21 protein-coding genes are annotated in these 24751 nt (G+C 42.0%); 12 read left to right on the top strand and 9 right to left on the bottom strand.

What is annotated here, in order from left to right; all coding sequences use genetic code 11:
* Nucleotides 1-133 precede the first annotated feature (133 nt).
* The 3 genes from B1202_RS12295 (at nt 134) to B1202_RS12285 (ending at nt 4281) form a co-directional block, all read left to right on the top strand.
* Nucleotides 134-1354, top strand: a complete 1221-nt coding sequence (locus B1202_RS12295) for an acyl-CoA dehydrogenase (RefSeq protein WP_078190901.1) — start codon at nt 134-136, stop codon at nt 1352-1354.
* 209 nt (nt 1355-1563) lie between these two features.
* Nucleotides 1564-2991 carry an MFS transporter gene (locus B1202_RS12290; protein WP_078190900.1) on the top strand — a complete coding sequence of 476 codons (1428 nt, stop codon included), beginning with the start codon at nt 1564-1566 and terminating at the stop codon, nt 2989-2991.
* Between the two features lie 51 nt (nt 2992-3042).
* A complete protein-coding gene (locus B1202_RS12285) occupies nt 3043-4281 on the top strand; it encodes a CaiB/BaiF CoA transferase family protein (RefSeq protein ID WP_078190899.1) in 1239 nt (412 codons plus the stop codon).
* Nucleotides 4282-4575: 294 nt separating this feature from the next.
* Here the strand turns inward: B1202_RS12285 and B1202_RS12280 are convergent, their stop codons facing one another.
* Nucleotides 4576-5928, bottom strand: a complete 1353-nt coding sequence (locus B1202_RS12280) for an 8-oxoguanine deaminase (RefSeq protein ID WP_078190898.1) — start codon at nt 5926-5928, stop codon at nt 4576-4578.
* A 484-nt stretch (nt 5929-6412) separates the two neighbouring features.
* Here B1202_RS12280 and B1202_RS12275 point away from each other — a divergent pair, with 484 nt between their 5' ends.
* The 7 genes from B1202_RS12275 (at nt 6413) to B1202_RS12245 (ending at nt 15041) form a co-directional block, all read left to right on the top strand.
* Nucleotides 6413-7438: a BMP family ABC transporter substrate-binding protein gene (locus B1202_RS12275; protein ID WP_257224742.1), complete on the top strand. Its 1026-nt coding sequence runs from the start codon at nt 6413-6415 to the stop codon at nt 7436-7438.
* 76 nt (nt 7439-7514) lie between these two features.
* A complete protein-coding gene (locus tag B1202_RS12270) occupies nt 7515-8504 on the top strand; it encodes an isopenicillin N synthase family dioxygenase (RefSeq protein ID WP_078190896.1) in 990 nt (329 codons plus the stop codon).
* A gap of 305 nt (nt 8505-8809) precedes the next feature.
* Complete coding sequence (locus tag B1202_RS12265) at nt 8810-9910, top strand: BMP family ABC transporter substrate-binding protein (protein WP_078190895.1); 1101 nt, start codon at nt 8810-8812, stop codon at nt 9908-9910.
* Nucleotides 9911-9988: 78 nt separating this feature from the next.
* A complete protein-coding gene (locus tag B1202_RS12260; RefSeq protein WP_078190894.1) occupies nt 9989-11584 on the top strand; it encodes an ABC transporter ATP-binding protein in 1596 nt (531 codons plus the stop codon).
* 18 nt (nt 11585-11602) lie between these two features.
* The gene (locus B1202_RS12255) at nt 11603-12700 is read left to right on the top strand and encodes an ABC transporter permease (protein ID WP_078190893.1); all 1098 of its coding nucleotides are present in this window, start codon (nt 11603-11605) and stop codon (nt 12698-12700) included.
* 15 nt (nt 12701-12715) lie between these two features.
* Nucleotides 12716-13636: an ABC transporter permease gene (locus B1202_RS12250; RefSeq protein WP_078190892.1), complete on the top strand. Its 921-nt coding sequence runs from the start codon at nt 12716-12718 to the stop codon at nt 13634-13636.
* A 37-nt stretch (nt 13637-13673) separates the two neighbouring features.
* Nucleotides 13674-15041 (top strand): amidohydrolase family protein, encoded by a 1368-nt coding sequence (locus B1202_RS12245; protein WP_078190891.1) that lies wholly within the window; start codon nt 13674-13676, stop codon nt 15039-15041.
* A gap of 92 nt (nt 15042-15133) precedes the next feature.
* On the opposite strand, the gene pcaD is transcribed toward B1202_RS12245, so the two are convergent.
* The 6 genes from pcaD to B1202_RS12215 form a co-directional block, all read right to left on the bottom strand.
* Nucleotides 15134-15913 (bottom strand): 3-oxoadipate enol-lactonase, encoded by a 780-nt coding sequence (gene pcaD, locus B1202_RS12240; protein ID WP_078190890.1) that lies wholly within the window; start codon nt 15911-15913, stop codon nt 15134-15136.
* A gap of 68 nt (nt 15914-15981) precedes the next feature.
* On the bottom strand, nt 15982-17187 hold the full coding sequence (pcaF, locus tag B1202_RS12235; RefSeq protein ID WP_078190889.1) for a 3-oxoadipyl-CoA thiolase: 1206 nt from the start codon (nt 17185-17187) through the stop codon (nt 15982-15984).
* A 125-nt stretch (nt 17188-17312) separates the two neighbouring features.
* Nucleotides 17313-17963, bottom strand: coding sequence for a 3-oxoacid CoA-transferase subunit B (locus B1202_RS12230; RefSeq protein WP_078190888.1), 651 nt, complete (start codon nt 17961-17963; stop codon nt 17313-17315).
* A gap of 19 nt (nt 17964-17982) precedes the next feature.
* Entirely contained in the window at nt 17983-18669 is a 687-nt protein-coding gene (locus B1202_RS12225) for a 3-oxoacid CoA-transferase subunit A (protein ID WP_078190887.1), read from the bottom strand.
* Nucleotides 18670-18822: 153 nt separating this feature from the next.
* Nucleotides 18823-19113, bottom strand: coding sequence for a muconolactone Delta-isomerase (gene catC, locus B1202_RS12220; RefSeq protein WP_078190886.1), 291 nt, complete (start codon nt 19111-19113; stop codon nt 18823-18825).
* Nucleotides 19114-19133: 20 nt separating this feature from the next.
* The gene (locus tag B1202_RS12215) at nt 19134-20243 is read right to left on the bottom strand and encodes a muconate/chloromuconate family cycloisomerase (protein ID WP_078190885.1); all 1110 of its coding nucleotides are present in this window, start codon (nt 20241-20243) and stop codon (nt 19134-19136) included.
* Nucleotides 20244-20346: 103 nt separating this feature from the next.
* Between B1202_RS12215 and catM the strand changes: the two genes are divergently transcribed.
* Nucleotides 20347-21270, top strand: a complete 924-nt coding sequence (gene catM, locus B1202_RS12210) for a cis,cis-muconate-binding transcription regulator CatM (protein ID WP_078190884.1) — start codon at nt 20347-20349, stop codon at nt 21268-21270.
* 76 nt (nt 21271-21346) lie between these two features.
* On the opposite strand, the gene B1202_RS12205 is transcribed toward catM, so the two are convergent.
* Both B1202_RS12205 and B1202_RS12200 read right to left on the bottom strand, forming a co-directional pair.
* Nucleotides 21347-22342, bottom strand: a complete 996-nt coding sequence (locus tag B1202_RS12205; RefSeq protein ID WP_078190883.1) for an ABC transporter substrate-binding protein — start codon at nt 22340-22342, stop codon at nt 21347-21349.
* A gap of 3 nt (nt 22343-22345) precedes the next feature.
* Nucleotides 22346-22933: an ANTAR domain-containing response regulator gene (locus B1202_RS12200; protein ID WP_078190882.1), complete on the bottom strand. Its 588-nt coding sequence runs from the start codon at nt 22931-22933 to the stop codon at nt 22346-22348.
* 446 nt (nt 22934-23379) lie between these two features.
* On the opposite strand from B1202_RS12200, the gene B1202_RS12195 reads away from it, so the two are divergent.
* Nucleotides 23380-24729, top strand: a complete 1350-nt coding sequence (locus tag B1202_RS12195; RefSeq protein WP_078190881.1) for an MFS transporter — start codon at nt 23380-23382, stop codon at nt 24727-24729.
* Nucleotides 24730-24751 lie beyond the last annotated feature (22 nt).

Raw genomic sequence — 24751 nt, 5'->3', positions numbered from 1 at the left:
GCTTAACACGCTGTGAGCTATGCTTAGGTATGCGAAAAGCGCATATCTACATGCAAATTAATCGTTTGAATGAATCACTTTTCACACATAGCATCAAATAAAACAACGAAAACCTGAAAAAGCAGAGGATGCGATGAATCAAATGGTCAATGTAAAAAAAGCAAAAGTACGATTTAACTGGCAAGACCCATTTCTTTTGGAACAGCAATTAACAGAAGAAGAACGCATGATCCGTGATACTGCACATGCTTATTGCCAAGAGCGTTTGCAACCACGTGTACTCGAACAATTTCGTCATGAAAAAACAGACGCTTCAATTTTCCGTGAAATGGGTGAACTGGGCTTACTTGGCCCAACCATTCCCGAGCAATACGGCGGCGCAGGTTTAAACTATGTTAGCTATGGACTAGTTGCACGCGAAATTGAATATGTTGATTCTGGCTATCGTTCAATGGCCAGCGTGCAAAGTTCTTTGGTGATGGTGCCGATTAATGAATTTGGCTCGGAAGAGCAAAAACAAAAATACCTGCCAAAACTGGCAACGGGTGAATACATTGGCTGTTTCGGCCTGACAGAGCCTGATCATGGCTCTGACCCTGGGAGCATGATTACACGTGCCAAAAAAGTGGATGGTGGTTACCGTCTAACGGGCGCAAAAATGTGGATTACCAACAGCCCAATTGCCGATGTTTTTGTGGTTTGGGCGAAAGAAGTATCGCCTGAAGGCAATGTAGGTGACATTCGTGGTTTTATTTTGGAAAAAGGCTGGGAAGGGCTATCAGCACCAGCGATTCACGGTAAAGTTGGCTTACGTGCCTCGATTACTGGTGAAATTGTCATGGACAATGTCTTTGTCCCTGAAGAGAACGCTTTTCCAGAAGTACGTGGTTTAAAAGGTCCATTTACCTGTCTAAACAGTGCACGTTATGGTATCGCTTGGGGCGCAATGGGCGCAGCTGAATTCTGCTGGCACACAGCGCACCAATACACCATGGACCGGAAACAGTTCGGTCGACCATTGGCGGCGAATCAGTTAATACAAAAGAAATTGGCGGATATGCAAACTGAGATTGCCTTAGGTTTACAAGCTGCGCTTCGCTTTGGACGTATGAAAGACGAAGGTATTGCAGCTGTAGAAGGTACATCACTGATTAAACGTAACAACTGTGGCAAGGCTTTAGATATTGCCCGTGTAGCTCGTGACATGATGGGCGGAAACGGCATTTCTGATGAGTTTGGTGTTGCCCGCCATTTGGTCAACCTCGAAGTCGTCAATACTTATGAAGGAACGCATGATGTACATGCACTGATTTTAGGTCGTGCGCAAACAGGCATCGCGGCTTTTGGTAACTAATTGAATTATATATCGATAAGGTGCTCTACATAGAGTGCCTTAGAGACTTTTTATGCAAAAATAAACTTAATCAATAAAGGATTCATCGTGAAACACTCTTGTAACTCTGTGCAATAGCCTGAGCAGTGATGAAATAAAAAGAATAATAAAGGCAAATGTGCAGACATAGGAATGCCGATGACTCATTTGGGAAAATGAGGAGCAAGGAAATGAATAACGAAATGCAAAACGGAGCAGGAACGCTCAAATTGCCTTCTAATGTAGGCACGATGCATCGTATTACCAGCAACACTTGGAAAATGGCCTTTATTTTTGCCTTTATTTCCTTGGTGATTGATGGTGTAGACATCATGTTGCTGTCATTCAGCCTGACCAGTTTAAAGGCTGAATTTGGTTTAAGTACATTTCAAGCAGGAATGCTTGGTAGCTCTTCTTTAGCAGGGATGGCGCTGGGAGGTATTTCAGGTGGATGGGCGTGCGATAAATTCGGTCGTGTGAAAACTATTGCTTGGTCGGTAGTATTTTTCTCAATCATGACCTGTATTTTAGGCTTTACCCAAAGCTATGAACAATTTTTAATTTTACGTTTTATTGGCGCATTTGGTCTGGGCTCACTTTATATGGCGTGTAATACGCTGATGGCAGAATATGTACCAACCAAATACCGCACAACGGTACTTGGGACTTTGCAAACGGGTCAAACCGTGGGGTATATCGTTGCAACGCTGATGGCGGGTGCCATTATTCCAGATCACGGCTGGCGCATGCTATTTTATGTCACCATTATTCCAGCTGCATTTGCCCTGATCTTTATGCGTTTTGTTCCTGAACCAAAATCTTGGCAGGAAGCAAAAATTGAGCAGCTAAAACGCCGTGAATTAAAACTTGAGCCTGTACAGCAACATGCTGCGGTTAATCAAAATGCGCCTTCTGAAAGTATTTATAAACGTATTTTTGGACACACCAATCATCGCAAAATGTTTTTCCTTTGGATGTCGACCGCTGCATTTCTACAATTCGGTTATTACGGTGTCAACAACTGGATGCCAACGTATCTAGAAACTGAACTCAGCATGAATTTTAAAGCCATGACAGGCTATATGGTAGGTGCTTATACCGCCATGATTTTGGGTAAAATTTTAGCCGGCTATGCCGCTGACAAGTTCGGACGTCGTATTACCTTTGTGTTTGGTACGGTAGCCACGGCAGCGTTCTTACCAATCATCATTTTCTATAACACACCAACCAACATTGCCTATTTACTCGTAACTTTCGGTTTCTTATACGGTATTCCATACGGTGTAAATGCAACTTATATGGCAGAAAGTTTCTCGACGGATGTACGCGGTACGGCTATTGGCGGTGCTTACAATATGGGACGTTTAGGCGCAGCCATTGCACCAGCAACCATTGGTATGATTGCCGCTGGCGGATCATTCACCATGGCCTTTATTGTAATGGGTGCTGCGTACTTTATTGCAGGTGTAATTCCAGGCTTGTTCATTCGTGAACGTCAATATGACCCACAGCAAGCATCACTTTCTTCAGATGCGGAAAAAGAAAAACTGGCAAGTTTAGATACACATGTCGCTGATGCAGAGCAAAAAGCGGCTGCAAAAACTGCAACAGTAAAATAATTAAAAAGATCTGTGCCATAGCTAAATCCTATGGCACATCTGGAGTGAACTATGGGTGCATTAAAAGGAATTCGTGTATTGGACTTAAGCCGTGTTTTGGCAGGTCCTTGGTGCGGTCAAATATTGGCTGATTTAGGTGCAGAGGTAATCAAAATTGAGCGTCCTAAAGTCGGGGATGATACCCGCATGTGGGGACCACCTTGGATGCCTAATCAGCAAGGTCAAGCGACGAAAGAATCAGGCTATTACCAATGTGCGAACCGCAATAAATATTCTGTAGCCATTGATATTGCCAGTGAAGAAGGGCAAGCCCTAGTCCGTGAAATTGCCCAAACGGCAGATGTCGTGATTGAAAACTACAAAGCAGGTTCACTTGCCAAATATGGTTTGGATTATGCATCGCTCAGTGCGCTAAATCCAAATATCGTATATTGCTCAATTACAGGTTTTGGTCAGGATGGACCACGTGCAGAAGAACCAGGCTATGACTTTATTATTCAAGGCATGTCTGGCTTGATGAGTATTACTGGCGAATCTGATGATGTAATCGGTGGCGGCGCACAAAAAGTGGGGGTCGCTGTGGTCGATATTCAGACCGGATTATACTCAACGATTGCCATTCAGGCGGCATTGTTGGCACGGCAACATACTGGACGCGGTCAATATATCGATATGTCATTACTCGATGTACAGGTGGCGGCTTTAGCCAATCAAGGCATGAACTATTTGACCTCGGGTAAAGCACCCAAGCGTATGGGAAATAATCACCCGAATATTGTGCCGTATCAAACTTTTAAAGCCAAAGATAAGGAATTTATTATTGCCTGTGGTAATGACAAGCAATTTAAAGATTTGTGTATTGCGATTGGTTATACCGAACTGCTAGATCAGCCGAACTATTTACGTAATCAAGATCGAGTGAAGCACCGTGATGAATTAATTGCATTATTGAGTGCATATTTTCTGACTCAAGATGCTCAAGTTTGGGTCGATGCGATTCATGCGGTAAAAGTGCCAGTCGGTGTAATCAACTCTGTAGAAGACGCGTTAAATGAACCACAAATTCAACACCGCCAAATGGTGGTGAATATTCCACATGCTTTAAATCATGATTTTAAAGTGATTGGATCACCGATGAAATTATCTGATACACCAGTGGAATACCGTCACGCACCACCACAGTTAGGACAGCACACGACAGAAATTTTGTCCCAATATAGAACTGAAGCTGAATTAAATGAATTGGCCGCACAAGGTATTATTGATCAACTCAGTCATCCTGCAGCTTAAAATTCCCTAATTAAATTTTGGAATAGACCTAGTGCATAAATCATTTTTGAACTTTTAAAATTCATGTTTTAAATTCCCTCTCCTTTCAGGAGAGGGTTAGGGAGAGGTTGTTTTATGCTCAATCTTACAGAGCATGCTCCTCATCCCAAACGGAGATGGGGCTTTTATTGACAATTTAAGTACCGATTAATGATTATTTTTTGCTTTTTGAATAAGCACTAATATTTGGGCATTAAAAGTATCGCCAAAATTAAAAGTTTAGACCGAAGGACTCCAATACTTCGGTCTTTTTGATCATGCCGCAAGTAAGGCTTTTGCAGCTACGCGGTGTTTGGCCTGAAGTTCATCGATATCAACATTAACCAAGCTTTGATTTTTGACGACCCAATCGCCTTTGACCATGACATGTTCAGCACGATCTGCACCACAGAGTAGCAAAGCCGCGATCGGATCATGCGAGCCTGAAAAACGAATGTCATCTAAACGGTAAAATGCAAAATCCGCTTGGAAGCCTTCAGCGATTTGACCTAAGTGTTGCTCACGCCCCAACAGCTGTGCAGAGCCATGTGTTGCCCAGCTCAAGGCAAGCTCAGGTGTGATTTTTTCTGCGCCATATTTTAAGCGCTGTAAGTACATAGCTTGACGCGCTTCAAGGAGTAGGTTTGATGCATCACCCGACGCTGAGCCATCTACGCCTAAACCAATTTTGCTTCCTGCTTGGGTTAAATCGAGTGTTGGACAGATACCAGAAGCCAAGCGCATATTGGAATGTGGGCAATGGCAAATGCCTACTTTGGCTTGTCCTAAACGTCGAATTTCATCGGCATTAAAATGAATGCCATGTGCCAACCAAGTACGCTCATTTAGACAACCCACGCTTTCCAAATAATCGACGGTACGCATGCCGAAGTTTTGAAGGCAGAAATTTTCTTCATCTATGGTTTCTGCCAAATGCGAGTGTAAACGCACATCCAGTGCTACTGCAAGTTTGGCACTTTCACGCATGATGTCTTGAGTCACTGAGAAAGGCGAGCAAGGCGCAAGGGCAATATTCACCATGGCGTCTTCCTGCCGTTGATGATATTTCGATACTAAACGTTCAGAGTCTTTTAAGATGATGTCCATGTTCTGAACTGTATGCTGTGGCGGGAGACCACCGGCATCTTCACCTAAACTCATGGAACCACGAGTAAGCATCACTCGTATGCCTAGGTCTTGTGCTGCATTAACTTGTACATCGATGGCACGGTTTAGTTGATTTGGAAATAAATAATGATGATCCGCAGCAAAGGTACATCCCGACAGCAATAATTCTGCTAAAGCCACTTGAGTCGCTAAGTGTAATTGTTCTGGGTTTAATTTGGCCCAAATGGGGTACAAAGTTTTTAGCCATGGAAATAATGGTGCATTGACCACGGGTGCCCACGCACGTGTCAGTGTTTGGTAAAAATGATGATGGCTATTGATCAGGCCTGGGAGCATGACCAAATCTTTTGCATCAAATATTTCGTCATAATCTTGACGGGGCAGCGCATTTAGCCCAACCAGCTCAATAATTTTTCCTTGAGAAATCAGCACACCACCGCGAGCGTCCTGATCATTGGCAGTAAATACCGCAAGCGGATTTTTTATCCATACTATAGTCATAACAAAATCCAGATCAAAGAAATAATGGATTTTGAGCAATTTCCATACCACTGAAATTTTTAAAAATGCAACTTAAAGCTGATTTCAGCAATATTTAGGATGTATATCTATAAATTCATTATAAGAAACATGTATTTACTTAATAATAGTTTTTCCTGTTCTAATTTTTAGAAAGAATCTTCAAAAACTTAGCAATAGACCAAACAGTTAAAGCAACTTATTTATTGCATGGCGAACATCGATAAGTGATGAGGACCTTTGCATTATAAATATGTGATTATTTATTTTAAAAAATAATACTATTTATAATCAAAAAAATATTTTAAATGTGATTGGATTTAATTTCATCCAAAATAAATTTTAAAATATATCCTTCATTTTAAATTGTATCGCATCAAATATATTTTAAACACTGTGGGGAAATAGAATGAGTTTTAAATTAAAAACATTGGTCAAAACGATTTTAGTCTTCTCAACAGTTGGTATGCTGGGTTTGAGTCAATCTTATGCAGCGGAAAAGGCCGCTTTTGTATATTTGGGTCCAACCAGTGACCATGGATGGTCATATTCACATGAACAAGGGCGTATCAAGGCAGACAAAGCTTTAGCTGGAAAATATAAAACAACGTATATCGAAAATGTACCTGAAACTGCCGATGCAGAGCGTGTTATCCGTAACTTGGCACAACAAGGCAACAAAGTCATTTTCGGTACATCATTTGGTTATATGAACTCGATGGAAAAAGTTGCGAAACAATTTCCTAAAACAGTCTTTATGCACGCAACTGGTTATAAACAAGGAAAAAATTTAGGTGTGTACGAACTTAGAACTTATGAAGGGGCGTATATGCTTGGTGTGGTTGCGGGGCAAAAGACCAAAACCAATACCATTGGTGTCGTCGCGTCATTTCCAATTCCTGAAGTTGTTCGAAACATCAATGCTTATACCTTGGGCGCGCAGAGTGTAAATCCGAAAGTCAAAACTAAAGTAATTTGGGCCAATACTTGGTTTAACCCGGGTAAGGAACGTGAAGCAGCATTGGCATTAATCGCTCAAAAAGCAGATGTGTTGATGCAAAATACCGATTCGCCTGCTGTAGTACAAGCCGCACAACAAAAAGGGGTGTATGCATTTGGCTGGAACTCAGATATGAGTAAATTTGGACCAAAAGCACACCTTGCAGCGGCAGTGCTACATTGGGAAAAAATCTATGAACCTGTGATGAAACAAGTCGCGGCAAATACATGGAAGCCTTCGGCGATCAAATATGGCGTAAAACAAAGTGCTGTAAATATTGAAAACTTTGGCCCAGAAACGACGGCTGCAATGAAAACCAAAGCCATTGCAGTTCGTGATTCATTACGTACTGGGGCATTACATCCATTTACAGGACCGATTTATAAACAAGATGGCAGTCTACTGGTCGCAAAAGGCAAAACATTGACGGATATCGATTTGTCTAAAATGAACTACTATGTCAAAGGTGTAGATGGGTCACTACCTAAATAAGAATTTGATAAACAATACATTTTACAATATTGCAAGTTGCAAGAGAGGCAACTTGCTCTACATAGGTCGAGTGATTATGAGTATTCCCGTAATTGATTTAGCGCAGGCATTGAAGCCTTCCTCAGCCAATATCTCGGATGTAGTAGAAAAGTTAAGAGCGGCAGCAACCAGTTCAGGTTTTTTCTATGTAAAAAATCATGGAATATCATCTGCGTTGATTCAACGTCAGTTTGAATTGGCAGCTAAAATCTTTGCATTGCCATTGGGAACCAAACTTAAATATGATCAAAGTTTGAATGATAGCCATCTGGGCTTTGAACAGCTTGCAGCGCAAAAGTCAGACTACAGCGCAAAGCCTGATATTAAGGAAGGTTTCTACTGTGCTAAAAATTATCCTACAGATCATCCCTATGTTTTAGCCAAATATCAGGGTTATGGTATTAATCAATGGCCGAGTGCTGAAGTACCTGAAATGGAACAGTTTTGTCAGGAGTATATTGCACAGCTAAATGGCCTAGCACAGCGCATTATGCAACTCTTAGCACTGTCCTTGTCTTTAGATGAAAGCTATTTTGATGATTGCTGTATCGACCCCATGATTACCCTAAAAATGCTCTGTTATCCACCGCATCCTGTCGGTGCAGATGAATATAGCTTTGGCGTTGGAGCGCATACTGATTGGGGATCCATCACGATTTTAGCGCAAGATGAATGTGGCGGACTGGAGGTTTGTTTACCCGATGGGACATGGGTTGCAGCACCACCGATCAAAGATACATTTATTGTCAATTTAGGCGATCTGATCCCACGTTGGAGTAATGACCTGTACAAATCAAATCCCCATCGTGTTAGAAATTTATTTTCAAAAGGTCAGTCTCGGTATTCGATTCCATTTTTTTATGGACCGAATTACATGACGCCAATCAATGCCTTACCAGGAACGGTGAAAGATGGTGAAATTTACCGTTATGCACCCTGTACGGCTGGTGAACACATGGAACAAATGTATCAGCAAGCTTATGACTTAAGTCTAGAAGAACAATCAGTACTGGAAAAAATCACTTAATCTCTCATTCTAATTTCTTGCTTTCCTTTTATAGCCCTTGGTTCAGCCCGATAGGGCTTTTTTTATGATCAATATAAAAAAGATTAGTTATTAAAAAATATTCATTTAAATAAAATTCATGGATTCGATTTTATATATAAATTCACCTTTATTTTAATCGTGTAATTTTAATTAAAATATATTTTTATTTTAAAATAAATATTGGAACGATATTTGCTAACTATAAATAGAAAATCGCATTTATGCAGAATAATTTTAGTTTTTTATAAATTAGATCGAGTTTTTAATGTTTTAGGTGGAACGAAATGATGCAACAGAAAAGCTTTGTAACCCGTTTAAAAAAAATGGCACTGATATTTAGCGCAGCAGGTCTCTGTGGTGCAGGCTTGATGACTCAGCTACATGCCGCAGATAAAGCAGCCTTTGTATACATTGGCCCGACCAGTGATCATGGATGGACCTATTCACATGATCAGGGGCGTATTAAAGCCCAAAAGGCCTTAGCTGGAAAATATACAACCACACATATTGAAAATGTCCCTGAAACCGCTGATGCCGAACGTGTGATCCGAAATTTAGCGCAACAGGGCAATAAAGTTATTTTTGGGACGTCTTTTGGTTATATGAACCAAATGGAAAAAGTGGCAAAACAATTTCCAAATACCGTCTTTATGCATGCGACAGGTTATAAACAAGGCAAAAATCTTGGGGTTTATGACGTACGTACTTATGAAGGTGCATACATGCTCGGCGTTGTCGCAGGACAGCAAACGAAAAGCAACATCTTAGGTGTCGTTGGTTCATTTCCAATTCCAGAAGTTATACGCAATATCAATGCTTATACCCGTGGCGCACAAAGCGTCAATCCTAAAATTAAAACCAAAGTGATTTGGGTCAATTCATGGTTTAACCCAGGCAAAGAACGTGATGCAGCTCTAGCGCTGATTTCTCAAAAAGCTGATGTATTGATGCAAAACACGGATTCTCCAGCCGTGGTGCAAGCAGCACAACAAAAAGGCGTATATGCCTTTGGTTGGGACTCAGATATGAGCAAGTTTGGACCTAAAGCTCAATTGGCGGCTTCAGTGTTGCACTGGGAAAAAATCTATACCCCAGTCATGCAGCAAGTCGCAAATAAAACATGGAAACCAAGTGCAATCTGGTATGGCGTAAAACAAAACGCTGTCAAAATTGAAGCCTTTGCACCATTTTTAGCACCTGCTGTTAAGCAAAAAGCCTTAGGCGTACAAACCGCAATTCAAACTGGAAAATTACATCCATTTGCAGGCCCTGTATATAAACAAGATGGCAGTTTAGCGCTCGCTCAAGGTAAAAACATGACTGATGCTGATCTCAACAAAATGAATTATTACGTGAAAGGCGTAGAAGGGGTTTTACCTAAATAATTTTGAAACATTCAAGCTGTGACCAAAAGTGCATCTCACTTTTGGTCCTATATATTTACGTTGAAGAGAGCTTAAGTTATGAATGCATTTCAACAAGAACCTGCAAACCCATTCGATCGAGCTGAGCATAAAAATGTCATTCCTCGTCTTGAGCTCATTAATATTTGTAAGAGCTATAACTCACTCAAAGCCAATCATCAAATTCATTTAACGGTTCAGCCCGGTGCAATCCACGCCATTTTGGGAGAAAACGGTGCGGGTAAAAGTACCCTGATGAAGATCATTTATGGCGCAACACGTGCAGATGAAGGCCAAGTCATTTGGAATGGCAAAGAGGTCAATATTGATAGCCCATCAGCCGCAAGAAAGCTGGGTATTGGTATGGTTTATCAACATTTTTCACTATTTGAAACCTTAACCGTTGCTGAAAATATTCTGTTGGGACTCGACGAAAAAGTAGATTTAAAACAATTGCATGAACGTATCGTTGCCGTGTCTGAACAATATGGATTACGTGTAGACCCACGACGTGAAGTCTTTTCTTTGTCAGTGGGTGAGCGTCAACGCGTCGAAATTATTCGCTGTTTATTACAAAATCCATCCTTAATCATTTTAGATGAGCCGACATCGGTACTCACACCTCAGGCGGTCAAGCAATTATTTAAAACCTTGAAATTATTGGCTTCTCAGGGCGTATCTATTTTATATATCAGTCATAAATTACATGAAATTAAAGAACTTTGTGATGAAGCGACGATCTTAAGAAACGGTCTGGTGACAGGACATGTCTATCCAAAAGATCAATCAACCAGTGATTTAGCGCGTTTAATGATTGGTCGAGATTTGCCAACCTACCAACATGTGGATTTTTCAGGTCAGAAACAACAGCTTTTCTCTGTCGATGATTTGAATTACGAATCGGAAGATCCATTTGGGGTATCGCTTAAACATATCCAACTGGATTTGTATGGCGGTGAAATTTTAGGAATTGCAGGTATTTCGGGCAATGGCCAAGCGGAACTACTGTCTTTACTTTCAGGTGAGCAAGTTTCCGCAAAAGGCAGCATTGTTTTTCAAGGTGTCGATATTTCACTGCAAAGTGCAGGACTGCGCCGTGATCAAGGGTTGGGCTTTGTACCAGAAGAGCGTTTGGGACGAGGTGCTGTTCCAAATATGACGCTGTCACAAAACGGTTTATTAACCGCTTTTCGTAAAGAATTAAGCGATTGGGGTCTAATCAATTTTACAAAAATGCGCGCCTTTGCAGAGCAGTGTATTGAAAAGTTCGGCGTCAAAGCTTCAGGTGCTGATGCTGAAGCTCGGTCACTTTCGGGCGGGAATTTACAGAAATTCATTGTCGGACGTGAAATTCTACAAAACCCCAAAGTGCTGATTGTATCGCAACCAACATGGGGCGTTGATGTAGGCGCAGCGATGTTTATTCGACAAACCCTGATCGATCTATCACGACAAGGGGTTGCAATATTGGTGATCTCTGAAGAATTAGAAGAACTGTTTGAGATTAGCGACAGAATTTGCGTACTTGCCGCAGGGCAACTGTCAAAACCGATGAAAACCACGGATACCAATGCCGAGCAAATCGGGCTGTTGATGTCGGGTATTGCCAATACTACAAACTCTACAGAAATTTCTCTGAATCAAGCACATGCCTAGCAATGAAAGGATAAATCCATGCATTTATTAGAACCTAGAGAGCATCCCTCTCAAATGATGAAATGGCTGTCTCCGATTATTGCGCTTTTGGCAATGTTGGTTGTGGGCAGTCTGTTATTTTTAGCTTTAGGTGTTGATCCACTCAATGCGCTGTACATCTTTTTTATCGAGCCTTTAACCTCGATCTATAGCTTAAGTGAACTTGCGATTAAAGCTTCACCCCTGATTTTAATTGCGTTGGGTTTAGCCATTGGTTTTCGTGCCAAATTATTCAACATCGGGGCCGAAGGTCAGCTGACCATGGGTGCTATTTTTGGTGGCGGAATCGCGATTCTATTTCACGAACAAATGGGCTGGTGGATATTGCCGCTCATGGTGCTGATGGGAGCAATTGGTGGCGCATTGTGGGGACTCATTCCTGCATTACTCAAAACGCACTTTAATGCTGAAGAAACCCTGACCACGCTCATGATGAATTATGTGGCCTTATTCGTTCTGTTGTATCTGGTCAATGGACCATGGCGTGATCCTGATGGCATGAATTTTCCTCAATCGGTCATGTTCAGTGAGTCTGCGACATTGCCCTTAATTTGGGAAGGGACTCGAGTCAATGCATCTATTTTCATCATGATCATTGCCGTGGTGATATTTTGGATTTTTATCCGTAAAAGTTTAACTGCATACAAACTAGAAGTTAGTGGGCAAGCACCATTGGCAGCGAAATATGCAGGGTTTTCATCTAAAAAGGCCATTTGGCTCAGTTTAGGTTTATCTGGATTGATGGCGGGGATTGCTGGCATCTGTGAAGTTGCAGGGCCTATTGGACAGTTAAATCCAAACATTTCTCCGGGCTATGGTTATGCGGCCATTATTGTGGCGTATTTAGGTCGTTTAAACCCAATTGGAATCGTACTTTCAGGTTTATTGATGGCACTGATTTATTTGGGTGGGGAAATGGCACAAATGCAGCTGCAACTTCCGGTTGCGATTACAGGTATCTTCCAAGGCTTATTGTTATTTTTCCTTTTAGCTTCAGATGCCTTGATTGAAAACCGCTATCGTTTTGCACCGAAAAAAAATAAAACGCTGACAGATCGTCAAGCGACTACGGCTTAGATTGAGGAGAAATGTATGAGCATTGAAATTACAGCCATTTTAGCTGGCACGATCGCCGCAGCAACGCCACTCATTTTTGCAGGTCTTGGTGAATTAGTCGCAGAACGGACAGGAGTCATAAACCTCGGTGTAGAAGGTATGATGTTGGTTGGTGCTATCGCTGGCTTTGCCTTCGCTGCACAGTACGATGCGAGTGTGGCAAGTGCCTTAATGGTCGGTGGCCTTGCAGGCACATTGATGGCACTGATTTTTGCATTTTTTACCCTCTCTTTAAGTACTAACCAGTCCGCTTGCGGTTTAGCACTCACAATTTTCGGTATCGGAATTTCAGCATTTATAGGACAAAACTACGTGAGCATGGCATTGCCCGGCTTACAGGGTTTAGACATCCCGCTTTTAAGCGAAATACCTGTCTTAGGGCCTATTTTATTTCAGCATAACTATGTTGTGTATTTGTCCATGTTGGCGTTTGTGATTATTTGGTGGGTACTCACAAAAACTCGCCTCGGTCTGTTACTAAAAGCGGTGGGCGAGTCACCAGAAAGTGCGCATGCTATGGGCTATAACGTCTTAGCGATTCGCTACTGTGCGGTTCTTTTTGGTGGTGCTATGGCTGGAGTAGGTGGCGCATTTTTATCGACAGTCTATACCCCGATGTGGATTGAGAACATGGTGGCAGGCCGTGGTTGGATTGCGATTGCCTTGGTGGTCTTTGCAACATGGAAACCGACCCGTTTAATGCTCGGAGCCTATCTATTTGGTGGCGTGACGATCCTTCAGTTCCATGCTCAAGCATTAGGTTTAAATGTGCCAAATGAATTGCTTTCTGCACTTCCATATGTGGCAACAATTGTGGTTTTAGTGCTGATTTCTCGTAATAAAAAACATCTAAAACTGAATTTACCAGCTTCACTTGGGAAAACCTTCAGCCCTTAATTTTGGCCAATAACACAATCTTTAAAGGAGCAAAAGAATGAAATTACTGAGTGCAGGCCATGTATTAACCATGAATTCGTCCTTAGACTATATTCAAGATGGGGCAGTATTAGTCAAAGGCCAAGTGATTCAAGCAATTGGGAAGCGAGAAGAGCTTTTAAAGCAGTTTCCAGATGCCATACATGAGCATTTTCCCAATGGCTTGTTGATGCCCGGTTTAATCAATACACATTGTCATTCGGGCTTACTTCGCGGCACCGCGGAAGGCTTACCGGTTTGGGACTGGTTACAACAATTTATTGATCCCATGCACCGAGTGTTATTACCCGAAGATGCAAAATTGGCTTCTTATTTATGCTATGCCGAAGCACTACTGTCAGGGACGACTACGATAGTTGATATGTGGCGCTATATGGATGGCAGCGCAGAAGCAGCCGAAGACTTAGGGATCCGAGCTGTATTGGTTCCGTATGTCGCAGAACATCCAGACCATAATTATTTTGAAACACTAGATAGCAATGAAGCGCTCATTAAACGATGGCACATGCGAGCAGAAGGTCGTATTCAGGTCTGGGTGGGGCTAGAACATTTATTCTACGCAGAAGATCTGGCCTTAGGTCGCATCCAAAAAATGTGTCAGGACTATCAAACTGGATTTCATACCCATAGTAACGAAAGCAAATTTGATGTCGTGGAAAATCTGAAACGTTACGGCATGCGGCCTGTTCAAACCCTTGAAAAATTAGGCATGCTCGATGTGCCAAAATGCTTGCTGGCACATTGTGTATGGTTAGATGATGACGAAATTCAGCTGCTTAAACATTATGACGTTGGGGTTGCACATAACCCGATTTCAAATATGAAACTAGCCTCAGGCGCTGCACCTGTGACTCAAATGCTCAAACAAGGCGTTGCAGTGGGTTTAGGTACAGATGGTGAAAAGGAAAATAACAATTTAGATTTATTTGAGGAAATGAAAACAGCTTCGTTATTGGCTAAGTTTTCAAATCTAGATGCAGCCGCTTTAGATTCATGGTCAGTTTGTCAAATGGCAACTCGTGATGGAGCGCGTGCTTTGGGACTTGAGCAGCAAATTGGTTCAATTGAAGTCGGTAAGCAGGCAGATTTAATCGTGGTAAATACCGCTACACCACGCATGACACCTTTAATCAGCCAAGGCAGTTTATTTAATTTACATACGAACTTGGTACATGCTGTTCAGGGCCAAGATGTCGTAATGACGATGGTTGCAGGAAAAGTTTTGGTCAAAAATGGTCAACTGCTTAATGCAGACTTACAACAATTTATTGACCAAATTAATTTTGCCGCACCTGCATTATTTAAACGTCGTTCTGACTGGCTCAGTTTACGCGGTGCAGCAGTCAATGAGTTGCAAAGGACCTAAAACTTTCAATACATATAACATAAAGCCCTAATCAATTTGGGCTTTATTTTAAAAAACGATTTTAACGAAAAACTGTGAACAGCATGCAGGATTTAAGCACTGATAAAAGAGATGAGTGCTTGGTTAAATGCATTAGGCTGTTCAATGTTTGAAATATGCGATGCATTAATTTCAAATAATTGGCTATTTGCAATGCGTTCTTGCATGAATTGACCATCTGCAACTGTAGTTACAGGGTCTTGTTGACCTGCAATAATCAATACCGGTATGCGGATAGACGAGATTTCATTGCGTAAATCCGCTTTAGCCAAAGCTTCACAACAACTTGCATAACCTTCTGGGCTGCCAGCTCCGAGGTCGTTACTCAAAGATTGTACAGTTGCCGTGTTACTTTGGATAAAGGGTTCTGTAAACCATCGTGATGCTGCCGTTTCTGCAATTGGTTTCAGACCTTGTTGACGGACTAACTGTGCACGTTCATTCCAAGCTGATTCTTGCCCAATTTTTGCAGCGGTATTGCATACAATGACATGGTTAAAGCGTTCAGGATGATGTATTGCAAGCCACTGGCCTGTTAAACCACCCATCGATATTCCACAAAATGTGGCTTGTTGAATATTTAAATGATCCAATAAATGGATGACATCTGTACCCAATTGATCAAGGCTATATGGCCCTTGAGGGGCAGAAGATGCACCATGACCACGTGTATCATAACAAATCACAAAATAATCCTGCTGTAGTGCCTCTATCTGAGGCTGCCACATGCTGAACTTTGTGCCTAAAGAATTAGAAAAGACAATCGCTGGTCGTGTGTGGTCACCAAAAGTTGCGTAATTAATCGTTGCATCATTGGATATGAATGTAGGCATATTTTGAATCCTTAATTTTATAAATCCCCCTAAATCCCCCCTTTGATAAGGTGGACTTTTATTGAGGATTAAACACGTTCAATAATCAAAGCTATGCCTTGACCGACACCAATGCACATCGAACAGAGGGCATATTGACCTGAAATTTCCTCAAGCTGATTTAATGCAGTTGTGACTAAACGTGCTCCAGATGCACCTAATGGATGACCCAAAGCAATAGCACCACCGTTTGGATTAACATGTTTAGCACCATCTTCTAAACCTAATTCACGGGTAACCGCTAAGGCTTGAGCCGCAAAAGCTTCATTCAGCTCGATTACATCCATTTGTTCAAGGCTTAGACCTGTTTGAGCTAACAGCTTTTTGATGGCAGGCGCAGGACCAAAGCCCATGATTTTGGGTTCAACACCCACCACCGTTGCCGCAATAATTTTGGCCCGTGGCTTTAACTTAAATTTGTTGATAGCATCATCTGAAGCAATCAGCAGAGCAGCTGCACCATCATTGATTCCTGAAGCATTGCCCGCAGTGACCGTCCCATCTGCTTTCACCACAGGTTTGAGTTTTGCCAAACCTTCTGCTGTCGTCGATGCGCGTGGATGTTCATCTGTATTGACTATTAGTAGGTCGCCTTTACGCTGTGGAATGACTACAGGGATGATTTCTTTCTCAAAAAAACCATTGGCTTGTGCAGCAGCTGTACGGCGCTGACTTTCTAAGGCAAAAGCATCTTGATCAGCACGGTTAATATTGAATTGTTCTGCCACATTTTCAGCGGTTTGAGGCATGGTTTCCACGCCATACATTTGCTTGAGTATTGGATTGATAAAACGCCAGCCCATGGTGGTGTCTTCAATCTTTTGGCTGCGTCCATAAGCACTTTCCGATTTACCCATCACAAAGGGCGCACGGGACATACTTTCAACACCGCCAGCAATAATTAAGTCTGCTTCATTTGCCTTAATTGCACGGGCTGCCATCGCAATGGCATCAAGTGATGAACCACAAAGTCGGTTTACAGTTGTAGCAGGAACTTGAAAAGGTACACCTGCAAGTAGGGACGACATTCGTGCAACATTACGGTTATCTTCACCGGCTTGGTTCGCGCAGCCGTAAATCACGTCATCAACTGACTCCCAAGCAATACTTGGATTTCGCTGCATCAGTGCCTTAATGGGTAAGGCACCGAGGTCGTCGGTACGCACTGCTGCCAAACCGCCAGCATAGCGACCGAAAGGGGTGCGGATTGCATCGATAATATAGGCATTTTTCATTTTATAAATCCTAAAAACTCAGCTCCTCCCTTTTAATGGGAGGTTGGGAGGGATTTACAGGAAGTTAATTTTTTAATATTAATCCTCCCTAAATCCCTCCTTTAATCAAGGAGGGACTCTTTGCTTTAAGCTGTCGCATCAATCAGCTTTGCACCTGTCATTGACTGTAATTCGTCAAAGCTCAAGCCCTCAACTTTTTCAATGACTTTCATGCCTTCAACCGTCACATCAATGACGCACAGATCTGTGTAAATACGATCGACACATTGCAGGCCTGTCGCAGGGTATGACAATTCAGCGACAATTTTCGGTTCACCTTTTTTGGTCACATGGTCTGTAGTAATAAAGACTTTTTTCGCCCCAACAGCCAAATCCATTGCACCACCTACAGCTGGAATTGCATCAGGCGCACCAGTATGCCAATTTGCTAAGTCACCATTTTGGGCAACCTGAAAAGCGCCTAGTACTGCAATATCTAAATGACCGCCACGCATCATGGCAAAAGAGTCGCCATGGTGAAAAAAGCAGCCACCCGTCTGCATAGTGACAAACTCTTTTCCTGCATTAATTAATTCAGGGTCTTCTTCACCTTTAGCCGGAGGAGGACCAAAAGCCAAAAGGCCATTTTCTGAATGTAGAAACACATCTTTGTCTGTTGGTAAATAATTTGAAATTTTAGTGGGTAAGCCAATGCCTAAATTGACATAAGCACCATCTGGAATATCTTGTGCAACACGTTCAGCAATTTGATCACGGGTTAATTTGGTATAGCTCATGGTTCTTTCCTCACGTGATTTATGCAGATTGCTCAAGCTGTGCAGGTTGAACAGCCACAACATGTTGTACAAAAATACCAGGGGTAATAATGTGCTCTGGGTCCAATGCACCAAGTTCAACCACTTCTGAGACTTGAGCAATCGTCACATCTGCCGCCATGGCCATAATGGGGCCAAAATTACGCGCTGATTTGTTGTAGACCAAGTTGCCCCAGCGGTCGCCTTGATGTGCTTTGATTAAAGCAAAATCGGCTTTAATTGGATTTTCGAGAACAAAATCTTTGCCTTCATAATGGAGGGTAGGTTTACCTTCTGCTAGCAATGTACCGAAACCTGTTGGTGTATAAATTGGACCCAAACCCATACCTGCAGCTTGAATACGGCAAGCCAAGTTACCTTGCGGTACAAGCTCAAGTTCTATCTTTCCTGCACGATATAATTCATCGAACACCCAAGAGTCGGATTGGCGAGGGAAAGAACAGATCATCTTACGGACAGCACCGGCTTTGAGTAACTTAGCCAGTCCATAGTCACCATTACCTGCATTGTTATTGACGATGATTAGATCGTTGATCCCAAGTTCTATCAGGCCATCAATCAGTTCAGCAGGCTGACCAGCCGTGCCGAAGCCGCCGATCATAATGGTTGATCCATCCTTAATTTGAGAAAGTGCTTCTGTTAATGAAGCGGTACTTTTATCAATCATGCTACGATCCTTCATCAAGAACGATAAAACTATTTACCTGACTAACCACTTTAGTCATGCAAGGCAGATAATCTTCTATTTCAAATATTTAAAAACTTAAAAATGCAGAAAATGGGTTCCAATCATGTGCTACACAATTGAAATCCAATCGCATCAGCTGTCATCACTACGAACAGAAGAGGGATGACGATTTAAAGCCATAACTTCAATATTCATATACGGGTAAAGGGGCAACCCTTGTAAAATGTTGTGTAGCTCTTCATTACTTTCAACATCAAAAATACTGATATTTGAATATTGACCAGTAATGCGCCAGATATGACGCCATTTACCTTGACGTTGTAGATCTTGTGAATAAGCCTTTTCTACAGCTTTAATTTCATTGGCTTTTTCGACTGGCATATCTAATGGAATATTGACATCCATGCGTACTTGGAAAAGCATTTCTTACTCCTAGCTAAATGTTATTTGCGACGTAAGTCATCAATTTTGTTTTCATCAATTTCAATCCCTAAACCTGCCGTGGTTGGAATCTTGAGTTCGAAATCTTGATATTGAAGTGGGGTTTTTAAAATTTCTTCAGTTAACAGCAATGGACCAAAAAGCTCTGTGCCATAAGCTAAATTGTCAAATGTAGAAAATGCATGTGCCGATGCAATAGTGCCCACAGGGCCTTCAAGCATGGTCCCACCATATAAATCGATACCCGCAAGTTTGGCGATTTTAGAAACCTCACAGCCTTCGATTAAACCGCCAGACTGTGCAACTTTGACTGCAAAAACAGAGGCAGAATTGTGCCGCGCAAGTTGATATGCCGTTTGCGGACCCATCAATGATTCATCTGCCATAATGGCTATATCAAAACGACGAGTTAAACGGCGCATCGCGTCAATGTTATCAATTGCACAAGGCTGCTCAATCAGATCAACACCACCATCTTGTAACAATTGAATGCCTTTAATGGCATCTAATTCAGACCATGCACGGTTGACATCCACACGTATAGAAATGTCTGAACCTAATGCTTTTTTAATGGCTAAAACATGCTCAACATCAGCTTCAACTGGACGTGAACCGATTTTAAGTTTGAAAATATTATGTCGTTTTGTCGCAATCATTTTTTGTGCTTCGGCAATGTCTTTTTCCGTATTGCCAGACGCAAGTACCCAAAGAACAGGTAAGCTGTCACGTAAACGGCCGCCCAATACTTCACTTAAAGGCAGATTTAAACGCTGCGCCAAAATATCGAGTAGCGCCGTTTGAATGGCACATTTAGCAAAGCGGTTGCCGTTAATATTACGTTTAATGGCTTGCATGGTTTGAGCAACATTCAAACCAGTGAGAGTTTTCAGTAAAGGACTAAAATAAGTTTCAATATTGGTACGAATGCTTTCAGGGCTTTCTTCACCATAGCCTAGACCACCAATCGTTGTCGCTTCACCCCAACCGATATAACCATCTTCGGTGGTGATTTTAATCAAAACAAGGGTTTGCGTTTGCATGGTTGCAACAGCCATCTTGTGCGGACGGATTGTTGGGATTTCCACGAGCAGGGTTTCAATCGACTTATACATCTTGCGTATTTCTTATCTATCCAACTATTTATATACCCTAATTTAATGTAATATCTTTAACTAGAGCGATTTTGGTATTTTTAGATACTTAAAAGGTATATAAATGGAATTAAGGCACTTACGTTACTTTGTCACTGTGGTTGAAGAACAAAGTATTACCAAGGCAGCAGAAAAATTATGTATTGCTCAGCCGCCTTTGAGCCGCCAAATTCAAAAGCTTGAAGAAGAGCTGGGCATTACCTTGTTTGAGCGTGGTTCTAGACCCGTGAAAACCACAGAAGCCGGTATGTTCTTTTATGAGCATGCTGTGCAAATATTGACGCATACCGCCCAGGCCACAACCATGGCACAGCGAATTAATGCCGTCGATAAAACTGTCCGCATTGGTTATGTCAGTTCGCTTTTATACGCATTATTGCCGCAAATTATCTATTTATTTCGACAACGTAACCCAGATATTCATGTTGAACTCATAGAATGTGGCACACGTGATCAGATTGAAGCCTTAAAAACCGGTCGAATTGATATTGGTTTTGGACGACTTCGATTAACCGATCCGTCCATTAAACGTGTTTTATTAAGAAAAGAAGCGCTACGTTTAGCTATTCATAAAAACCATCATTTGGCTGAATTTAAAGACAAAGGCATTTATCTTTCTCAAATTTTAGATGAATCAATTTTTGCTTACCCAACGACACCGAAACCGAATTTTTCCACTCTCATTCAATCGATATTTACCGAATTAGGACTTGTACCTAAACATTTAACCGAAGTGCGTGAAATTCATATGGCTTTGGGCTTAGTGGCGTCGGGAGAGGGCATTTCCCTGATTCCTGAAAGTGCCAGTGATATTGGCATGAAAAATTTGATCTACATCCCAATATTAGATTTGGAAGCCTATAGTCCAATTTCTTTGTCGGTGCGCAATATGGATCATAGTAATTACATTCCAAAGATACTGGATTGCATTCGTGAAGTCTTCGTTGAAGAAAATATCGATTTGCGCGCCATCGATGCAGATGCATAACTAATCAAGGTTTCATGGTCGATGTAACACAAGATCCACTATTCAGATGATAGGGTCTTATGGAATATCAATCACTTCAGCCCAAAGCATCCTGATAAATACAAGACTGAGCTATTTCAAAAACCTTTTCATCTTCAATATTTAATTGATCATATTGCTGCATTTTTTGAATCATCCATTCAAAATCTGACGTATGTGGTGCTTGGTTCTTGCCAAAATTTTGAATGATGCTTTTGATCCGATGAAAAGCCTCGACGTGAATCTGCTCAGAACAATCAAAACGGATGATGTGATATTGCTTTAACAAAGAAAATATTTCAGAAAAATGGGTTTGTTGAAGCAGATCGTTTTGGGCTTTTTGGATGGCAAAATTGATTGCCTTTAAGGTATTGGGATGTTTTTCTGCCCAATCATGGGTAAAAGCCAAAACCTTATCAGGAATATGATCAATAATATCTTGGCTATTGACGATAATACGACTATAGCCTTGTATTTCAGCTTGCGTATTCCACGGCTCTCCGACACAGAATCCATCAATTCGTTGCGTTGATATAGCTTCCACCATATAAGGCGGTGGAAGAGTTGAAAAGGTCTGCGTTTGAGCGAGTTCCGTGTCGGCAAGTGCCAGCCATTCTCTTAAAATATAATGATGAATCGAATGCTGAAAAACATGCGCCAACTGAATCGTTTGATTCTGTTTTATCGCCGATGCAATTTTCTCTGCTGAATTTTTTGGTAGATCTAATGCATGGATATTTAATTCATAGCACAGCTTTTGACTCAAACTAATATAAGCACAATTAGTACTGAGTGTAAGAGAGGTTTGTAAGGGAATGCCGAGATGGTCTTTGCCCGTCACAGATGCTGGCAGCATGGCCGATAAACAGTGCGCCGCATCTAAAAAGCCAAAAGCCAGACGGTCGCGTAAACTTGCCCAAGACGGTTCTTGAGTCAGTGTGACATTCAACCCTTGTTCAGCAAAATATCCTTGATGTTCTGCCCAGAGCAAAGCAACACAGTCCAGTAAAGGAATATAGCCCAATTGAATATCAGTTTTTTCAAGCTTTTGCATGGTCTATTCCTTAAATTGAGACTGTAACAGCGCTTGCGCATCAAGCAGTCGGCGCGCCATTTCACCCATTGTCATACGGTGACTCATGGCATTTTTTCTCAGCAAATTAAATGCTTGATCTTCGGTTAAACCATGCATTTGTATTAAAAGTACTTTGGCTTTTTCAATATCTTTTCGATCTGCCAGTTTGCACTTGGTTTCAGCCAAATCATTCAGCAGTTTTTTATGCTTTTTATATTGTTCAATCGAAATTTCTAAAATGCTATTCAAACGTGCAGGGTCAATACCATCGACAATATAAGCCGTCACACCTGCATCAATCGCGCTTCGGATAATTTCGAGACTCGAATTTTTAGTGAATAGAACAGTCGGTAGGTCAAATTGGCTGACACAGCTTTCAATGACATCGCGATGCGGATGATCCATATCCAATAAAATCACATCTGCCTGAATATTTTGCAGATATGACATATTCAAATGATCAATCATGAAACTGGCGACCACATCAAAGTCATGCTGAATTAACGAGGCTTGAATAAATTCAGCGCGTTCTTGATCATCATCAATCAGGGCTATTTTTAGTTTTGGCATGCAAACGCTCAGACAGAGCCAAACAAATATGTATTGAGCTTGCCAAGCAAATTAAATGCCAAATCTAAAGGCAATACAAAATTTAAATCTGCTTCTATGTTTGAGCATAGTTATATGCACATTTTTAAATTGAACCATTACCATGCACTGATCTTGTGCAGGGCTGAACCATGCTTGAACATTCAGCCGCATCTCTATAGGCACATTGACTACATATTTATCTTAATTTGCTTAATTTCTGACAGTTCGGCGCTCTAAGCCTGAATGTATAGATGAAATTGAAGTCGAAAATAGAAACTTGGCACGTCTCGTGCTTAATACATATTGAGTCAAAGAAGACTCTAAAAATTTGTTAGACGGCCAACGACGTCCGTTCTGATCGACTCTGTTATGTGTTAGCGACATAACCGAGTAATTCATGCGTTCAGTTCAGTCAGGAGAAGGTTATGTCTTCAAATTTAAATGCCAAAAAAGCCACAAAAATAAGTCTATTTAATTTTTCTTCATCAGCAATGCGGGCCTTCCACATGAGTTGGCTCGCATTCTTTGTTTGCTTCTTTGCATGGTTTGCCTGTGCACCCTTAATGCCAGTGATTGCAGGCGAATTTCACCTCACGAAAGATCAAATCGCCAATATTAATATTGCTGCGGTTGCGATCACCATTTTAGTCCGTCTGATCGTTGGCCCTTTATGTGATAAGTACGGCCCGCGTAAAACCTATACAGCATTATTAATTGTCGGCAGTATCCCAGTCTTTGGTGTGGCCTCTGCCAATAGCTATGAATCTTTTCTTTTTTTCCGCTTGCTGATCGGTGCGATCGGCGCAAGCTTTGTCATCACGCAATACCATACCAGCATTATGTTTGCGCCTAATGTGGTCGGTACAGCCAATGCGGCAACAGCAGGCTGGGGCAATGCAGGCGGCGGTGCAACTCAAGCCCTCATGCCTTTACTGCTTGGCGCACTCGTTATGTTTGGTGTAGAGCAAGCGATGGGCTGGCGCATAGCGCTGATTGTACCGGGAGTGATGATGCTGATCGTAGGCGCGCTGTATTGGAAATTTACCCAAGACTGCCCGCAAGGCAACTTTAAAGAACTGCGTGAACAAGGCGTTGCGGTCGGTTCAGATAAAAAAGGCGGTGTGGCCATTCTCATGCACGCTGCGCGTAACTATCGCGTATGGATTTTATTTGGCGCTTACGCAGCATGCTTTGGCATTGAAATCTTTATTCACAACATTATTGCGCTGTATTACGTCGACAATTTCCAATTCGGATTAAAAGAAGCCGGCATGGCAGCAGGGATCTTTGGTTTGTTGGCACTGTTTGCCCGCGCGCTGGGCGGCATTGTTTCAGACAAAGTCGCGACCACCAAAGGCTTGGATGGCCGTACCAAAGTTCTGTTTGCGATGATTCTGCTCGAAGGGCTGTTTTTAATTCTGTTCTCGCAAATGAGCACGCCAATCTTCGCCATTCTTGCCATGACAGTCTTTGCGCTCTTCACCCACATGGCCTGCGGTGCTACTTATGCCTTGGTGCCATTCATTGACCGTGATGCTTTAGGCGGTGTGGCAGGCATTATCGGCGCAGGCGGCAACGTCGGTGCAGTGGCTGCAGGCTTCTTGCTTAAAGGCATGCTGGATATTCAAACCACGCTGATGGTGCTTGGCGGTTTGGTGGTGATTGCAGCCAGCTGTGTACTGATGATCCGCTTCTCTGTAGAGCATAAAGAAAAAGAACAGCGCCTATTTGAACAAGCTGTAAATGAACGAAATTTAGCTGAAGCTCAAAACTAATACTGAAAGTTGCCTCTAAACA

This window comes from Acinetobacter amyesii, from assembly GCF_002018365.1.
GTDB classification, from domain to species: domain Bacteria; phylum Pseudomonadota; class Gammaproteobacteria; order Pseudomonadales; family Moraxellaceae; genus Acinetobacter; species Acinetobacter amyesii.
Note: the sequence above shows the minus strand (reverse complement) of the source record. Positions and strands in the feature narration are given on the sequence as shown.

Excerpts from the sequence above, each read along its gene's own strand:
- B1202_RS12275 (WP_257224742.1), top strand. The coding sequence starts at position 6,413 with ATGCTGGGTTTGAGTCAATCTTATGCAGCGGAAAAGGCCGCTTTTGTA.
- B1202_RS12215 (WP_078190885.1), bottom strand. The coding sequence starts at position 20,243 with ATGTATAAGTCGATTGAAACCCTGCTCGTGGAAATCCCAACAATCCGT.
- B1202_RS12290 (WP_078190900.1), top strand. The coding sequence starts at position 1,564 with ATGAATAACGAAATGCAAAACGGAGCAGGAACGCTCAAATTGCCTTCT.
- pcaD (WP_078190890.1), bottom strand. The coding sequence starts at position 15,913 with ATGCCTACATTCATATCCAATGATGCAACGATTAATTACGCAACTTTT.
- catM (WP_078190884.1), top strand. The coding sequence starts at position 20,347 with ATGGAATTAAGGCACTTACGTTACTTTGTCACTGTGGTTGAAGAACAA.
- B1202_RS12265 (WP_078190895.1), top strand. The coding sequence starts at position 8,810 with ATGATGCAACAGAAAAGCTTTGTAACCCGTTTAAAAAAAATGGCACTG.
- B1202_RS12285 (WP_078190899.1), top strand. The coding sequence starts at position 3,043 with ATGGGTGCATTAAAAGGAATTCGTGTATTGGACTTAAGCCGTGTTTTG.
- B1202_RS12295 (WP_078190901.1), top strand. The coding sequence starts at position 134 with ATGAATCAAATGGTCAATGTAAAAAAAGCAAAAGTACGATTTAACTGG.
- B1202_RS12255 (WP_078190893.1), top strand. The coding sequence starts at position 11,603 with ATGCATTTATTAGAACCTAGAGAGCATCCCTCTCAAATGATGAAATGG.
- B1202_RS12245 (WP_078190891.1), top strand. The coding sequence starts at position 13,674 with ATGAAATTACTGAGTGCAGGCCATGTATTAACCATGAATTCGTCCTTA.
- B1202_RS12280 (WP_078190898.1), bottom strand. The coding sequence starts at position 5,928 with ATGACTATAGTATGGATAAAAAATCCGCTTGCGGTATTTACTGCCAAT.
- B1202_RS12195 (WP_078190881.1), top strand. The coding sequence starts at position 23,380 with ATGTCTTCAAATTTAAATGCCAAAAAAGCCACAAAAATAAGTCTATTT.
- B1202_RS12250 (WP_078190892.1), top strand. The coding sequence starts at position 12,716 with ATGAGCATTGAAATTACAGCCATTTTAGCTGGCACGATCGCCGCAGCA.
- B1202_RS12205 (WP_078190883.1), bottom strand. The coding sequence starts at position 22,342 with ATGCAAAAGCTTGAAAAAACTGATATTCAATTGGGCTATATTCCTTTA.
- B1202_RS12270 (WP_078190896.1), top strand. The coding sequence starts at position 7,515 with ATGAGTATTCCCGTAATTGATTTAGCGCAGGCATTGAAGCCTTCCTCA.
- B1202_RS12200 (WP_078190882.1), bottom strand. The coding sequence starts at position 22,933 with ATGCCAAAACTAAAAATAGCCCTGATTGATGATGATCAAGAACGCGCT.
- B1202_RS12225 (WP_078190887.1), bottom strand. The coding sequence starts at position 18,669 with ATGATTGATAAAAGTACCGCTTCATTAACAGAAGCACTTTCTCAAATT.
- catC (WP_078190886.1), bottom strand. The coding sequence starts at position 19,113 with ATGCTTTTCCAAGTACGCATGGATGTCAATATTCCATTAGATATGCCA.
- B1202_RS12260 (WP_078190894.1), top strand. The coding sequence starts at position 9,989 with ATGAATGCATTTCAACAAGAACCTGCAAACCCATTCGATCGAGCTGAG.
- pcaF (WP_078190889.1), bottom strand. The coding sequence starts at position 17,187 with ATGAAAAATGCCTATATTATCGATGCAATCCGCACCCCTTTCGGTCGC.
- B1202_RS12230 (WP_078190888.1), bottom strand. The coding sequence starts at position 17,963 with ATGAGCTATACCAAATTAACCCGTGATCAAATTGCTGAACGTGTTGCA.